The 14,091-nt window shown below is 65.9% G+C and carries 17 protein-coding genes and 1 pseudogene; 10 read left to right on the forward strand and 8 right to left on the reverse strand.

From position 1 onward, the window contains the following. Positions 1 to 179: 179 nt before the first annotated feature. Positions 180 to 569: a Zn-ribbon domain-containing OB-fold protein gene (locus ACQR13_RS26240; RefSeq protein ID WP_315752583.1), complete on the reverse strand. Its 390-nt coding sequence runs from the start codon at positions 567 to 569 to the stop codon at positions 180 to 182. Next, a complete protein-coding gene (locus ACQR13_RS26245; protein ID WP_315717662.1) occupies positions 569 to 1,717 on the reverse strand; it encodes a thiolase domain-containing protein in 1,149 nt (382 codons plus the stop codon). The genes ACQR13_RS26240 and ACQR13_RS26245 overlap by 1 nt, the downstream gene beginning before the upstream one ends. Before the next feature lie 1,066 nt (positions 1,718 to 2,783). On the opposite strand from ACQR13_RS26245, the gene ACQR13_RS26250 reads away from it, so the two are divergent. After that, on the forward strand, positions 2,784 to 3,518 hold the full coding sequence (locus tag ACQR13_RS26250) for a metallophosphoesterase family protein (protein WP_434863388.1): 735 nt from the start codon (positions 2,784 to 2,786) through the stop codon (positions 3,516 to 3,518). Positions 3,519 to 3,580: 62 nt separating this feature from the next. Here ACQR13_RS26250 and ACQR13_RS26255 read toward each other — a convergent pair whose 3' ends face one another. Then, entirely contained in the window at positions 3,581 to 4,309 is a 729-nt protein-coding gene (locus ACQR13_RS26255; RefSeq protein ID WP_315752581.1) for a sulfite exporter TauE/SafE family protein, read from the reverse strand. A 38-nt stretch (positions 4,310 to 4,347) separates the two neighbouring features. Then, the gene (locus ACQR13_RS26260) at positions 4,348 to 4,530 is read right to left on the reverse strand and encodes a hypothetical protein (RefSeq protein ID WP_315752580.1); all 183 of its coding nucleotides are present in this window, start codon (positions 4,528 to 4,530) and stop codon (positions 4,348 to 4,350) included. A 119-nt stretch (positions 4,531 to 4,649) separates the two neighbouring features. Between ACQR13_RS26260 and ACQR13_RS26265 the strand changes: the two are divergent. From ACQR13_RS26265 to ACQR13_RS26285, 5 genes and pseudogenes are all read left to right on the forward strand, one after another. Beyond that, positions 4,650 to 4,763: pseudogene (locus tag ACQR13_RS26265) on the forward strand (LysR family transcriptional regulator); the annotation flags it as partial. Positions 4,764 to 4,897: 134 nt separating this feature from the next. Continuing rightward, positions 4,898 to 5,221: an ArsR/SmtB family transcription factor gene (locus ACQR13_RS26270; RefSeq protein ID WP_315717658.1), complete on the forward strand. Its 324-nt coding sequence runs from the start codon at positions 4,898 to 4,900 to the stop codon at positions 5,219 to 5,221. Beyond that, positions 5,218 to 5,628 carry an SRPBCC family protein gene (locus ACQR13_RS26275; RefSeq protein ID WP_315717657.1) on the forward strand — a complete coding sequence of 137 codons (411 nt, stop codon included), beginning with the start codon at positions 5,218 to 5,220 and terminating at the stop codon, positions 5,626 to 5,628. Before ACQR13_RS26270 ends, ACQR13_RS26275 begins: the two co-directional genes overlap by 4 nt. Before the next feature lie 36 nt (positions 5,629 to 5,664). Continuing rightward, positions 5,665 to 5,886: a hypothetical protein gene (locus ACQR13_RS26280; protein ID WP_315739639.1), complete on the forward strand. Its 222-nt coding sequence runs from the start codon at positions 5,665 to 5,667 to the stop codon at positions 5,884 to 5,886. A 173-nt stretch (positions 5,887 to 6,059) separates the two neighbouring features. Next, entirely contained in the window at positions 6,060 to 6,695 is a 636-nt protein-coding gene (locus ACQR13_RS26285; protein WP_315739638.1) for a LysE family translocator, read from the forward strand. A 199-nt stretch (positions 6,696 to 6,894) separates the two neighbouring features. On the opposite strand, the gene ACQR13_RS26290 is transcribed toward ACQR13_RS26285, so the two are convergent. From ACQR13_RS26290 to rpiA, 4 genes are all read right to left on the reverse strand, one after another. Next, a complete protein-coding gene (locus ACQR13_RS26290) occupies positions 6,895 to 7,653 on the reverse strand; it encodes a DUF4336 domain-containing protein (RefSeq protein ID WP_434863389.1) in 759 nt (252 codons plus the stop codon). Positions 7,654 to 7,800: 147 nt separating this feature from the next. After that, the gene (gene gorA, locus ACQR13_RS26295; protein ID WP_316175972.1) at positions 7,801 to 9,186 is read right to left on the reverse strand and encodes a glutathione-disulfide reductase; all 1,386 of its coding nucleotides are present in this window, start codon (positions 9,184 to 9,186) and stop codon (positions 7,801 to 7,803) included. Between the two features lie 33 nt (positions 9,187 to 9,219). After that, positions 9,220 to 9,741, reverse strand: coding sequence for a DUF2059 domain-containing protein (locus ACQR13_RS26300; RefSeq protein WP_434863390.1), 522 nt, complete (start codon positions 9,739 to 9,741; stop codon positions 9,220 to 9,222). A gap of 48 nt (positions 9,742 to 9,789) precedes the next feature. Then, the gene (rpiA, locus tag ACQR13_RS26305) at positions 9,790 to 10,482 is read right to left on the reverse strand and encodes a ribose-5-phosphate isomerase RpiA (RefSeq protein ID WP_315752604.1); all 693 of its coding nucleotides are present in this window, start codon (positions 10,480 to 10,482) and stop codon (positions 9,790 to 9,792) included. 174 nt (positions 10,483 to 10,656) lie between these two features. Here rpiA and ACQR13_RS26310 point away from each other — a divergent pair, with 174 nt between their 5' ends. The 4 genes from ACQR13_RS26310 (at position 10,657) to ACQR13_RS26325 (ending at position 14,084) form a co-directional block, all read left to right on the forward strand. Continuing rightward, positions 10,657 to 11,343: an HAD family hydrolase gene (locus ACQR13_RS26310; RefSeq protein WP_315717650.1), complete on the forward strand. Its 687-nt coding sequence runs from the start codon at positions 10,657 to 10,659 to the stop codon at positions 11,341 to 11,343. Between the two features lie 266 nt (positions 11,344 to 11,609). Further along, complete coding sequence (locus ACQR13_RS26315; protein ID WP_315717649.1) at positions 11,610 to 12,002, forward strand: hypothetical protein; 393 nt, start codon at positions 11,610 to 11,612, stop codon at positions 12,000 to 12,002. 185 nt (positions 12,003 to 12,187) lie between these two features. Further along, on the forward strand, positions 12,188 to 13,219 hold the full coding sequence (gene moaA / locus ACQR13_RS26320) for a GTP 3',8-cyclase MoaA (RefSeq protein WP_315717648.1): 1,032 nt from the start codon (positions 12,188 to 12,190) through the stop codon (positions 13,217 to 13,219). A 232-nt stretch (positions 13,220 to 13,451) separates the two neighbouring features. Next, the gene (locus ACQR13_RS26325) at positions 13,452 to 14,084 is read left to right on the forward strand and encodes a DUF1326 domain-containing protein (protein ID WP_316165013.1); all 633 of its coding nucleotides are present in this window, start codon (positions 13,452 to 13,454) and stop codon (positions 14,082 to 14,084) included. Positions 14,085 to 14,091 lie beyond the last annotated feature (7 nt).

Raw genomic sequence — 14,091 nt, forward strand, 5'->3', positions numbered from 1 at the left:
ACGGTGGGCACGGCGCTCTGCACCTTTGCCCACCCTACGCACTCGTCGTGGAGCACACCGCTCGTTCCGCATCCGTCATTGCGAGCGGAGCGAAGCAATCCAGGGCTGCGCAAGGACTCTGGATTGCTTCGTCGCTTCGCTCCTCGCAATGACGCGTGGATGCATCTTTGCTCCCTCTCCTAAACCGGCGTGAAGAACGGCAGCGGGGCGCCGTCGGTCGGCTTGAACACCACCTTCACCTTCTGGCCGATCTTCAACGCGTCGAAATCGCAATCGACGAAATTGGTCTGCAGCGACGGGCCCTCCTTCAAGGTGACGTAGCCGATCGCGTAAGGGCCGGTCGGCGACTTCCGCATGATCGAGAACGTGTAGATTTCCCCCTCGCCCGCGCTCTGCTCCCACACCGTCTGGTCCGAGAAGCAGAACGGACAGATCGAGCGCGGAAAATAATGCGCCTCGCCACAGGCCGTGCAGCGCTTGATCATGAACTTGCCCTCGGCGGCGGCATCCCAGAACGCCTTGGTCTCGGGATTGGTGATGGGGGCCGGCAGTTTCTTCGCTTCGGACATCAGACGCGCTCCAGAATGCAGGTCGAGGCGGCGTGGCGCACGCCGAGCAGGCCACCGGTGCCATGGGCGATGGCGAGATCGCAGTTTTGCACCTGCACCTTGGGATGGGCTTCGCCGCGCAGCTGGCGCACGGCCTCGATCACCTTGGTCATGCCGCCGCGGTTGACGGGATGGTTGCTGCAGAGGCCGCCGCCATCGGTGTTGAACGGCAGCTTGCCGACACCGGAGATGAGATTGCCGTCGGCGACGAACTTGCCGCCCTCACCCTTCTTGCAGAAGCCGAGATCCTCGAGCTGCATCAGCACGGTGATGGTGAAGCTGTCATAGATCGAGGCGTATTTGATGTCCTTGGGGGTCACGCCCGCTTCCGCGAAGGCGCGCGGGCCGGACCACACACCGGCGGAATAAGTGAGATCGAGGTCCTTGCCGCCGCGCGGCCCCTTCATCGCCTCGCCATGGCCGATGAGACGCACCAGCGGCTTCTTCAGACTCCTGGCGATCTCCGGCGTGGTCACGATCAGCGCGCCGCCGCCGTCGGTGACGACGCAGCAATCCATGCGGTGCAGCGGATCGGAGATCATCGGCGAGTTGATCACGTCCTCGACCGTGACGACCTCCTTCAGCATCGCATGCGGATTGTACTGCGCATGATGCGAGGCCGCGACCTTGATCCAGGCGAGCTGCTCCGACGTGGTGCCGTAATCGTGCATGTGGCGCATCGCGCACATGCCATAGGCGTTGTGGGTGGTGGCGCCATAGGCCATCTCGAAATCGGCCTCGGCGCCAGCGGCACGCGGCGGCATCGGCCCGGTGCGCGGCTTGCCGGCCAAGGTGATCAGCGCGATCGAGCATTTGCCGGCGGCGATGGCCTCGGCGGCATGGCCAACATGGATGAGATAGGAGCAGCCGCCGGTCTCGGTGGAGTCGATGTGCCGGACCTTCAGCCCGAGATAGTCGACCATCGGCCACGCGCCGCCCGGCGCGTCGCCGGCGCAGAAATAGCCGTCGACATCCTTCGCGCTGAGACCCGCATCCTCGAGCGCGCCCTTGGCGACCTCGGCATGCAGCTGCGCGGTGGATTTGTCGGGTGCATGCCGGGTCGGATGCTCATAGATCCCGGCAATGTAGGCCTTGCCCTTGATGGTCAACTCCGTCTCCGCTTCCTGTCGTTTCGTCCCAGGTGGTTGGAGATTTTTTGGACCGTTGGATAGAGCTTGGCAAGCGTGGAAAATATTCCGCAGGGTGGAGATGGTCGCACCCAAGCGACATATTTCGATGTTGCACGCGACAGCGCCCACGCTGTCATCCTCCGGCTGACCGGACGTCCCGTCGTCCAGGGATCGCAATGATTGGATCGAGACGCCGCGGCGTACTGGATCGCCCGGTTCAAGCCGGGCGATGACAGCGGAGTGCGTGGTGGGATTCTCGCACAAGCCACACCATCGCAATCCCGCGACAGACACTGCCCGGGTCATGCTCATCTCGTTCACCCTCGTCAAGTCGGAGGGCGCAGGGAAGGCCAGGCGTCGGCTGACGCCTGCGGCCCGCCTGCGAGAAAAAATGCAGGCGGCAGGTACCACAGGTGCAGCCGAGAACGCCCGGCCTTCCCTGCGCGATGGTCTTAACGCTTATACGCAGTCTGCCTGGTGCGCCGGGCTTGTTGGCCACCATTGCCCGCGCGGCGCGCAAGCGCCGTCGCGAACGTAGCACCAGCGTCGGGGTGCCAGCACGCTGCGACTTCGCGTCCGCGGCCTCGCCGTTCGTCCGCGCATCCAGGGACACGCTGCGGCAAAACCACGGCCATCGCTCCCCGCCCCGCGTGTCGTGACGATCGCGCGCTACGCCCCTCCGTACCGAGGCGGGATACGCACAATAGAGCATGATTTCTGATATTCGTAAAGAGAAATCTTTGGGCTGGAATGGTGCTTGCTGAACCGCTCCAACGAAGCAGCCGAGATATTCCAAACCGCTTTGCGGTCGCTACCGCACGACAACAAGGGCGGCGCCGGAGAATAGCGTTTCAGAGATCAGCGGCAACACGGCTCGAGCTGCACGACTGCTGCCTACAGGTTGTTCGCCCCCGACGGCCCATGCTATCAACACCGTCAAGCGCCGATTTGACCATCAGCTTGCGGGCGCGTCTCAAAATGCAGCTAAAGCGAACGGGTCCCGCATGGAAAATCCCTGCCGGCCGTTCTCTGAACGGAGGCTCCCATGCGGTTTGCGGCCATTGCCGACATTCACGGAAATTCCGACGCGCTGGCCGCGGTCCTGAAGGACATTGCGGCGCTCGGCATCGATGAGGTCGTCAATCTCGGTGATCATCTCAGCGGCCCGCTCGAACCGGTTCGAACGGCGGAGATGCTGATGGCACGCGACTTTCCGTCGATCCGGGGCGATCAGGACCGGCACATGATCGATCTCTATCGTGCGGGAGACACGGGGCGCAGCGACGTCCGCGCCCTCGATCAGGTGCATGTCGGCTGGTTGGCGGCGCAGCCGGCGACGCTGATCTATCACGACGACGTCTTCCTGTGCCATGCCGCGCCGGACGACGACGCCGTGTTCTGGCTCGATGAGGTCACCGCCTATGGCACGCTGCGTCAGAGCCCCCTTGCGCGTATCGAAGCACGGGCCGCCGGCATCGATGCCTCGCTGATCCTGTGCGGACACAGCCACATTCCGCGCATTGTCCGGCTCAGCGATGGCCGGCTCGTCGTCAATCCCGGCAGCGTCGGGCTACCCGGCTATCGCGGCCGCCCTCCGCGCGGCTACCACGTCGAGACCGGGACGCCCGATGCCTGCTATGCGATCGCGGAGCAACGGCTTGGACGGTGGTCGCTGACAATCCGCTATGTGCCGTACGATCCCGCGCGGATGGCGGCACTCGCACGACGCAAGGGCATGCACGACTGGGCGAATGCCATCGCGACCGGCTGGGTCGGGTGACGGCCGTCGCCGGCCCTCATCGCAGGGCGTGTTGGCGCCGGCGCGATTGAGCCGGCCGGGGGTCAGACAACAAGCAGCACACCGGACAGCAGCAGAATGCTCAGGATGAGCCTCCTGAACAAGGTGTCGTTGACCCTGCGGAAGGCGAAGATGCCGAGCGCCGTGCCGGCGAGCAGAGCCGGAATGCTCAGCGCGAGATCGACGATCACCCTCGACGACAGGTCCTGCCGGGCCAGCATCATCCCCAGCGAGGCGATCTGCATCACGGCAATGAAGGGCTGCACTAGGCCGCGCTGGTCGGTTTTCGGCAGGCCGTGCATCTCGCACCAGATGGTCGGCAGTGCTCCGGGCATCGCGGTCAGGCCACCGATCAGACCGCCGCCGAATCCGACGATCGCCGTGCGATGTCTGCTCATGCGTCGAACGCTGCCGAGGCCGGGCTTGAACAGCATGGTGGCGGCGTAGATCGCAATCGTCGCTCCGAACACCTGCTGAAACAGCCGGGCGTCCGCGTTGTGCAGCAGCCAGAGCGCCAAGGGCACGCCGAGCAGCCCGCCCAGGATCAGGACCAGGCTGTCCTTCCACCGGATGCTGTTGCGCAACGCCCACAGATTCGTCGCCTGCACGCCGACGCTGCACGCCATCATCAGCGGCACCGCCTCCAGCGGTTGCAGACCATGCAGCAGGATCGCGCCGGCCACGGCCGAGAAGGCAAATCCGGCCAATCCGGAAACGAAGGCGCCAGAGAACACGGCGGCGCTGAGCAACAAGAAAGAGGCGAGCCCGGGCATGAATATCTCCGGCTGATGAGGGCTGAAATGAGCGAGCTTCAATCGTGGGATGGGAGCGTCGAAACCGGCTTCGCCTGCGTGCCGTCCCGCATGGCAGCACCTCGCAGGATCGCACCGGCGACAACGTGCAGGAGCAGAAAGATGGCGAGGACGCTCGCCGCCAGCGCCGCCTGCGGCGTGATCGACAGCTTGCGCCGCGGCGGGGTCTCGTTGGCCTGCATCTCCGTCACCTCCAGCTACTGCTGTCAGGCTGGTAGCACCGCGACGTCCCCTGGCCGTCCCTTGTGCCGTGATCCCGGAGCTCGTCACGAAGGCGTGTTCGGCGGCGGAGTCTTGTTTGCTCGCCGTGCGGCTGCTGTCGCGCACGACGCGATCGGTCGCTCCCACCGAGGCCGGCGAGCGTCTGCTGCACCGGATCGGGCCGCGGTCCGAGAAGATCGAAAGCGAGCTCGTCGGGCAGACCACACCCGCCTTCGCGGTTCTGTGCGAGGCGCTACGCCATCGCGCCTGACCGGCGAAGGATTCCGCTTGACTAATCCATAACCAACCGGTTATGCGTCAATCCATAACCAATGAGTTATGGATCGAATGCCGCGCTCTCCCGACATGCTGTTCCGAACGCTTGCCGACCCGACGCGGCGCGCCATCTTCGAAGGCCTGTGCCGGCATGGCGAGCAGACCGTCGGGGCGCTGACGGCCAAGGCCGGCGTATCGCAGCCGGCGGTGTCGAAGCATCTCGGCCTGCTCAAGCAGGCGGGCCTGGTGCGGGAGCGTCACGAAGGCCGCCAGACGCATTACCGCGCGCAACCCAAGGCGCTGGCGCCGCTGCTCGACTGGACGAGCCGGATGGCTGCGTTCTGGGAGAGCCGGTTCGACCAGCTCGACACTCTGCTCAACAGGATGGATCAATGAGCTCACCCGCGCCAGAAACCCGCACCGTCGTCGTCGAGCGCGAATTCGCGCATCCGCCCGAAAAACTCTGGCGCGCGCTGACGCAGCCGCATCTGATCGCGGAGTGGCTGATGACCAACGACTTTGCGCCGTCGGTCGATCATCGCTTCAAGCTGAAGGCCGACTGGGGCGTCGTCGACTGCCAGGTCGTGACCATCGAGCCGCACAAGACGTTGTCCTACACCTGGGCGGCGGCCGGCCTCGACAGCGTCGTGACCTGGACGCTGACGCCGACCGCCTTGGGCACGCACCTGCGCATGGAGCAGACCGGCTTCGCAGCCGACCAGACCCGCGCCTATCAGGGCGCACGCTACGGCTGGCCGAAATTCTTCGATGCGCTCGAACAGAGCGTCGCGCGCCTCGGCTGAGGCGTGCGCATCACGACGTCATCAGGGGAGAAGCACTTGAACTGGAACAACACCGTCCGGCAGGTCCATCGCTGGGTATCGATCGCCTTCACGGTCGCCGTCATCGTCAACATCGCCGCGATGACGCAGACGCAAGCCCCGCTGTGGGTCGGCCTGCTGGCGCTGATTCCGCTCATCGTGCTGCTCGGCACGGGGCTGTATCTGTTCGCGCTGCCCTACGTCGCGACGAAGTTGACCGCCTCGCGGGTGGAGCGCTGAACGGGCAATCGCGCCCAGCGGCGTTTTCTTGGAGGGAGTCAAGCCTCTTGGCGATCCGGCAGGTCGAGCGTGCGTCAGCGAAGACGATCGCTGGCCGCCTCCAAAGACCGTCTTGCGTTCGCGGCCGAACCGCGCCCTACTGGCGCGTCTTCCGCCAACGAGGCTATTCTGACGTGAACGCTCTTACGCTCTTCAGCTTCGCCATCGTCGCCTTCATCGGGATCGCGACCCCCGGTCCGACGGTGCTGCTGGCCCTCACCAACGGCTCGCGTGTCGGTGTACGCCGCGCCTGGGCCGGCATCGCCGGCGCGGTGGCTTCGGACTTCATCCTCATCGGCGCCGTCGCGGTCGGTCTGGGCGCGCTGCTGGCCGCTTCAGAATTCTGGTTCTCGGTCGTGAAGTGGATCGGCGTGGCCTACCTCGCCTATCTCGGGCTGATGCTGCTGCGGTCCAGCGGGTCGATCGACCTTGCGGCGTCCGCAGACGGCAAGGACGGGTCACGACAGCCGCACGCGCTGTTTCTGAAAAGCTTCCTCGTCGCGATCACCAATCCAAAGGGCTATCTGTTCTTCTCGGCATTCCTGCCGCAGTTCGTGGTGCCGTCCGCGCCGCAGCTGCCGCAATATCTCACGCTGGCCCTCACCTTCGCGATGCTCGATGTCCTGATCATGCTCGCCTACGCGAGCGCGGGCTCGCAAGCGATGCGTTTCCTCAAGCGCTCCGGTGCCCTCTGGCTCGATCGCATCTGCGGCGGCGCGCTGCTGAGCCTTGCCGGCGCCCTTGCGCTTTACCGGCGAGCCGGCCCCTGACCCGGCCGCGCGTCGCGGTCGTCCACCTACTCCGCCGACCGCCGCATGTGGCGCTCGGTCACCGTGCGCATCGTCACCAGCTCCTCCGCGGCCGAGGGATGCCTGGCGCCAACCTCAATCGCACGAGCTTATACGTCCGTCGCGGGAAGAGAAAAGCACGGCATCACGAAGGCCGGTCTCGTGAAGCCCTGCCGCCGGTTCAAGGCCGCAGCAACCAGCAGAATGCCTCGCGCAGGATCTCAGTGCCGTTCGTCCGGTGCCAGGCGCCATGGGCGATCACGATCCGCTCGGGGTGCCACGCCAGCATGGTCTCGACCGCGGCCCGCAACTCGGGTCGGTGCCGCCAGGTAAATGTCAGCCGGAGATCGCGCGGCAGGCCGCCATGCGGCGGACCGACGCCCCCGATCCAGCTCAGGTAGCGCGCCAAGCCGGCACCGATCTTGGCCGGCTCGAAATTCTCCATCAGATCGGTCAGGATCAGCGTGCACGAAGGGCGATGGAAGAACACGACCTCCGTCATATAGCTGCCGAGGACAGGCAGGGTCGCGATCTCATCATCCCAGGGATAGCCACCGCTGCGATCCAGTGGCCTGCCCTCGAACTCGATGCGGCCCTTCGCCCGCGCGCGAATGCCCGGCGCCAGATAGATCGCCGCGTCGGGAAAGGCCGCCTGCCAGTCGGGGATCCACCAATAATGGATACGATTCGGACCGATGATGTCGCGCACGCGGCCTTCCCGGTCGATCTCGGCCCGCAGCGCCGGCGTCAACGGCGTGGGCGAGTGGATGAACAGATCGCCGGAAGCGCAGCGCACCACGGTCATGCGGGTGGGAAACGGAAATTTCAGCCCGGGAATGCCGAAGCGGATCACGGGCCCGTCGACGATCCAGATGTTCTCGGCAACGGGCTTCAGGGTGTTGAGCGGCGGATAGGTCGCAAGGCAATCATCTTGGGACATGCTGGTCGCTCTCCAACCGCTGAACGGTTTCAACGGCAGCAAGTCCGATCGGCCACGGTGTGGACCGTCGTCAGACCGTGAGCACTGGCCCACCGCAGTCGCTACGGACGCCAGCCGCGCACGAGCGCCAAGACGCAGATGGCGCCCCTACTCCGCCGCCTGCCGCACGTGGCGCTCGGTCACCGTGCGCATCGTCACCAGCTCCTCGGCGGCGGAGGGATGCAGCGCGATGGTGGCGTCGAAATCAGCCTTGGTCGCCTTCATCTTGATGGCGATCGCCACGGCCTGGGTGATTTCGGCGGCCATGTCGCCGACGATGTGGCAGCCGAGGACGCGATCGCTGGCGCCATCGACGACGAGCTTCATCAGCACCCGGGTGTCGCGGCCGGACATCGTCGCCTTGATCGGGCGGAAATTCGTCTTGTAGATGTCGACGCGGTCGTACAGCTCGCGCGCCTGCGTCTCGGTGAGACCGACGGTGCCCACTTCAGGCTGGCAGAACACGGCCGTCGGAATGTCCGCGTGGTCGACGCGCACGGTCTTGCCGCCGAACACGGTGTCGGCAAAGGCGTGGCCCTCGCGGATCGCGACCGGCGTCAGGTTGAAGCGATGGGTGACGTCGCCGATCGCGTAGATGCTCGGCACCGAGCTCTGCGAGAACGCGTCCACCGCGATGCCGCCGTTCCTTGGATTGATGGCGACCCCGGCCTTCTCCAGGCCGAGATTGGCCACCGCCGGATGGCGGCCGATCGCGAACATCACCTTGTCGGAGGCGATGCTGGAGCCGTTCGACAGATGCGTGGTGTAGTCCTGGCCGTGCCTGTCGACGCTGGTGACCGTGCAGCCGGTCAGGATGGTGATGCCTTCCTTCTCCATCTCGGAGCGGACATGTTTGCGGACGTCCTCGTCGAAACCGCGCAGGATGTTGTCGCCGCGATAGACGACGGTCACGTCGGAGCCGAAATTGGCGAAGATGCAGGCGAATTCGAGCGCGATGTAGCCGCCGCCCTGGATCACGATGCGGCGCGGCAGCTCGTCGAGATGAAACGCCTCGTTGGAGGAGATGACGTGCTCGATGCCGGGAATCGGCGTGCCGTGGTTGGGCGCGCCGCCGGTCGCGATGAGAATGTATTTGGCGCGGACGGTCTCGCCGGTCGTCAGCCGCACGGTGTGGGCGTCCTCGAGCACCGCGCGGGTCTTGACGATCCTGGCGCCAGACTTCTCGACGTTGCTGGTGTAGGCCGCCTCGAGCCGGGCGATCTCCTTGTCCTTGTTCCTGATCAGCGTCGGCCAGTCGAAGGTCGCGGTCGGGATGGTCCAGCCGAAGCCGGCGGCATCGGCGATCTCCTGACGGACATGCGAGCCGATCACGAACAGCTTCTTAGGGACACAGCCGCGGATCACGCAGGTGCCGCCCATGCGGTATTCCTCGGCGACCATCACGCGGGCGCCATAGCCGCTCGCGATGCGGGCGGCGCGCACGCCGCCCGAGCCGCCACCGATCACGAACAGGTCGACGTCGAATTCAGCCATCTCTCCCCCGACCTGGCCTTTCGGCCGCAAGCCTCAGATCGGCTTGTTGCGTTTGCGCATCTCGGCGCGGAACTGCGCGGTGACAGTGTCGGAAAATTCCGCCGCCCACAGGTTCATCGCCTGCATGCTCATCTGGATCGCCTTCGGCTCCGCCGCAAGCAGCTTCTGGCCGATGGCAGACTTGTAGAAGGCGACGAGGTTGGCGATCTCCTGGTCGGAGAACTCGTTGCAGTAGATCTGCGCCATCTTCTCGCCGATCTCCTTCTCCTTGCCGGCGTAGGTCTGCGCGACCACCACGGCGACCTCGTCGAGGTCCTTCTGGTAGTTGAGATTGGACTGCAGCAGCGCCTGCTTGGTCTGCTGCACGATGCCGGGGACGGCATTGGCGTACATCGCAGCCGCGTTCTTCATTCCCAGAATCTCGCGCGCGCCGGCCATGCAGGCGGGCGAGGCCGGCTTCAGCGCCGGTGCCTGGCCCTGCGCCGCAACCGGGCTTGCCGCGGCCAAGGCCAGCACGATTCCGGCGGCCGGCAAGATTCTGAACACGCTCTTCATTCCAAGTCTCCTGTGAGTTGCCGCCATGAGCGCAGCCTCGTGCCGCGCTCAGGGCCGCTGGATAACGCGAATTCCCTGTGCGCCTGCCAGGATCGCCGTGCTGCCGAGGCCGATGAACAGCCCATGCTCGACCACGCCCGGAATTGCGCTCAAAAGACCCGCCAGGCGCGGGGGATCCATGATCTCCCCAAGGCGGACGTCGATAATCCAGTGGCCGCCATCGGTGACGAAAACGTGGCCGTCTGCGGACTTGCGCAGGCTCATCGGCCCGGACACGCCGGCCGTGGCGAAGGCGTCACTCATCTCGCGCTGAGTCGCGGCGAGGCCGAACGGAACCACCTCGACCGGCAGCGGGTAGCGGCCGAGCTGCGCCACCCATTTACTGTCGTCGGCGATCACGATCATGCGATCCGAAGCGCTGGCGACGATCTTCTCGCGCAGCAGCGCGCCGCCGCCGCCCTTGATCAGGTCGAGCGCCGGATTGATCTCGTCTGCGCCGTCGATGGTGATGTCGAGCCGGTCGATCTCATCGAGCGTGGTCAGCGGCACGCCGCACGCTTGCGCCTGCGCCCTTGTCGCCTCCGAGGTCGGCACGCCCACGATCTTGAGCCCGGCGCGCACCTTTTCTCCGAGCAGATCGACGAAATGCTTGGCAGTCGATCCGGTGCCGAGACCGAGCTTCATGCCGCTCTCGACCTCCTCCAGCGCACGCGCCGCTGCCTGCCGCTTCAATGCATCCATGTCGACCAAGGAACCCGCCCTTCACACCCCGAGACCCCCACGGACGGGGGCCGAAAGCCGGCGCATATCTAGCGATGTTTTGACGCGGGGCCTAGCTCTCGCCGGCCACGAAATCGGACAAAATGCCATTGCGGGCCTCTTGCAAGGACATGAGCCGGCCGCTAGCGGATACCGATGCCCATCTCCAGCACCATCGTCTTCGATCTCGACGGCACCCTGGTCGACACGGCGCCGGATCTCATCAGTGCGCTCAACCACGTCCTGCAGCGCGAGGGTCTGCGGCCGGTGCCGCTGGCCTCGGCCCGCAAGATGATCGGCCACGGCGCCCGCAAGCTGATCGAGCGCGGTCTGGAGGCGGAGGGTCGCTTCGCCAGCACCGATGACATCGGCCGCCTCACCACCGATTTCATCGATTTCTACGCTGAGAACATCGCCATCGAATCGCGCCCCTTCGAGGGGCTGGAGGCGGCGCTCGACGAGCTTGCCGGCCGCGGCTGCCAGTTCGCGGTGTGCACCAACAAGCTGGAATGGCTGTCGAAGCGGCTGCTCGACCAGCTCGGCCTGTCCTCCCGCTTCGCCGCGATCTGCGGTGCCGACACGTTCGGGGTCGCCAAGCCGGATCCGGCGATCCTGCGCCAGACCATCGCGCAGGCCGGCGGCGAGGTCGGGGCCGCGATCATGGTCGGCGATGCCGGCACCGACGTCGGCGCCGCCCGCCGCGCCGGCGTGCCGGTGATCGGCTGCACCTTCGGCTATACCGACGTACCGATCGCGGAGCTCAATCCGGACCACCTGATCGACCACATGCGCGAGCTGCCAGCCGCCGTTGCCGCCCTCAGCCCATCGCTCAGGATCGCCTGAGCCAACTTGCGATTCCACTGCCGCATCGCACCCTAACCCACTGCCCTGTCGACCTGAATCCGCACCTTGCGGTGCGTTAACGTTCTGTTGAGAATAGGGTTGACCGCAGTTGCGCCGCTGTTCTGACGCTCCTATGGTCGCCCTGGGATTGCGGCCGATGGCCGCAGGGTTGTGGGGCGGACATCATGATGCGGCGTGTCATCGCAATTGCGGTTGCGGGAGCCGGCTTGGCCGGTTGCTCGTCCTTCTCCATGGACAGCTTCAAGATGGCAGCGCCCGAGGTTCCGGTGCAGCTCGACTCCGTGCCGCCGGGCGCCGACGCCAAGACCTCGCTCGGACCGGGCTGCAAGACGCCGTGCACCGTCTCGGTGCCGGCGCCCGATGCGGGCTTCAGCGTCACCTTCACGATGGACAAGTACCAGCCCGCGACCATCCCGGTGCAGGTGATCCGCAACTCCGGCGATTTCAACACCTCGCCGCCGGTGGTGATGGACCCGAGCCCGGTCGTCGCCGAGCTGCAGCCGATGCCCGGCGCGCCGCCGAAGGCCGTCAAGCGCATGCGTCCGAAGAAGCCGAAGCCGCAGAAGTCCGCCGCTGCGCCGGACGCACCAGCGGCCACCGGGTCCGCCTTCCCCGCCCCCGCGCCGGGACGCCAATAGCGGACCGTCGTCCCGCGCGTCCCCTTGCCAAGGCGAAGCTGCATTGCAGCATCGACGGATCCACGTCGATGATTGTGGGGCGCGGCGATCATGATTAGATTGTCGTGAGACCGACATCCGGCCGCGCTTGCGCGGCCGCCGCGTGGCATCGCCGCCACCTGGGCCGCCACCAGCCAAGGCTTTCCATGACCGCAGAGACGTTGAGTGACACCGCCCTGACGCGCCCGATGACCGACCCGTTCGGTCGCCGCATCAGCTATCTGCGCGTCTCGGTGACCGACCGCTGCGACTTGCGCTGCTTCTACTGCATGTCCGAGGACATGACCTTCCTGCCTAAGGCCGACCTGCTGACGCTCGAAGAGCTCGACCGGCTGTGCTCGGCGTTCATCCACAAGGGCGTCAAGAAGCTCAGGCTCACCGGCGGGGAGCCGCTGGTCCGGCGCAACGTGATGGGCCTGGTCCGCTCGCTGTCGCGACATCTGAAGAGCGGCGCGCTCAACGAGCTGACGATGACGACCAACGCGACGCAGCTCGCCAAATATGCCGCCGAGCTCGCCGATTGCGGCGTCCGTCGCATCAACGTCTCGCTCGACACGCTCGACCCGGACAAGTTCCGCGCCATCACCCGCTGGGGCGATCTCGAGCGCGTGCTGGCCGGCATCGAGGCGGCGCGCGCCGCAGGTCTCGCCGTGAAGATCAACGCCGTCGCGCTGAAGAACATGAACGAGGACGAGATCCCCTCGCTGATCGACTGGGCGCACGGCAAGGGCATGGCGTTGACCTTGATCGAGGTGATGCCGATGGGCGAGATCGGCGAGGGCCGCATCGACCAGTATCTGCCGTTGTCGCTGCTGCGCGCGCGTCTGGCGCAGACCTACACCATGACCGACCTCGACGAGACCACCGGCGGCCCGGCCCGCTACGTCCGCGTCGCCGAGACCGGCGGCACGATCGGCTTCATCACGCCGATGACGCATAATTTCTGCGAGAGCTGCAATCGCGTCCGCGTCACCTGCACCGGCACCCTGCACACCTGCCTCGGCCACGAGGACGCCTCCGACCTGCGCAAGCCGCTGCGTGCCTCTGCCAGCGACGAGGAGCTCAGCGCCGCGATCGACCGCGCCATCGGCCTCAAGCCGAAGGGCCACGACTTCATCATCGACCGCCGCCACAACCGTCCGAGCGTCAGCCGGCACATGAGCGTGACGGGCGGGTAGTCGGAGTCCATAACCATCGGGCCCTGCGATCAATCGCAATCGGAGCCGGCCTGTTGGCCGGCCATTCAGCCGACGATCACGCATACCGTATGAGCGGATCGGCCCGAGGCGCAGTCACGACGCGGAGACTGATCATTTATCGGCTTGCGGCACGTCCCCATGCGGCATAGCTTTCAGCTGCAGATCGCGCATTCGAAAGCAATTTGTCGGTTCGGCCTAGCGGGAGACAGCGATGGCAGACCCAGTCGCATGGCACCTGTCCGGTGACTATTTCGAGAATTGCAGCTGCAGCCTGCTGTGTCCGTGCCTCATGTCGGCCGCCCCTCCCCTGACCGCGCAACCGACCGAGGGGTTCTGCAACGTACCATTGCTGTTCCACATCGAAACCGGCCGCTATGGCGATGTCGCGCTCGATGGCCTCAACGCGGCGGTGATGCTGCATGCGCCCGGCGTGATGGCGGATGGAGACTGGTCGATCGCCGCCTATGTCGATCAGCGCGCCGACGATCCGCAGACTGAGGCGATGGCCGCGATCTTCACCGGGGCTGCCGGCGGCCCGATGGCTGCGTTCACGCCGCTGATCAGCACCAATCTCGGCGTGCGCAAGGTCGCCATCAACTTCCGGATCGACGGCAAGACGCGATCCGCCGACATCACCGACATTCTGCACATGTCCGTCGAGCCGCTGCCGACCATGCACCCGAGCGGAGAGATGTGGGTAAACATCGGCCATCCCGTCAGCCCGGACAGGATGGCGCTCGCCGTCGGCGCGGCGGGCAACACCTACAACGATCACGGCATGCGTTGGGACAATTCCGGCAAGAACGGCCTGTACGCGTCGATCAGTTGGTCCAACCAGGCCTAATTCGACG

Origin of the sequence: Bradyrhizobium sp. HKCCYLRH3059 (assembly GCF_051168035.1) — a bacterium.
Lineage (GTDB): Bacteria > Pseudomonadota > Alphaproteobacteria > Rhizobiales > Xanthobacteraceae > Bradyrhizobium.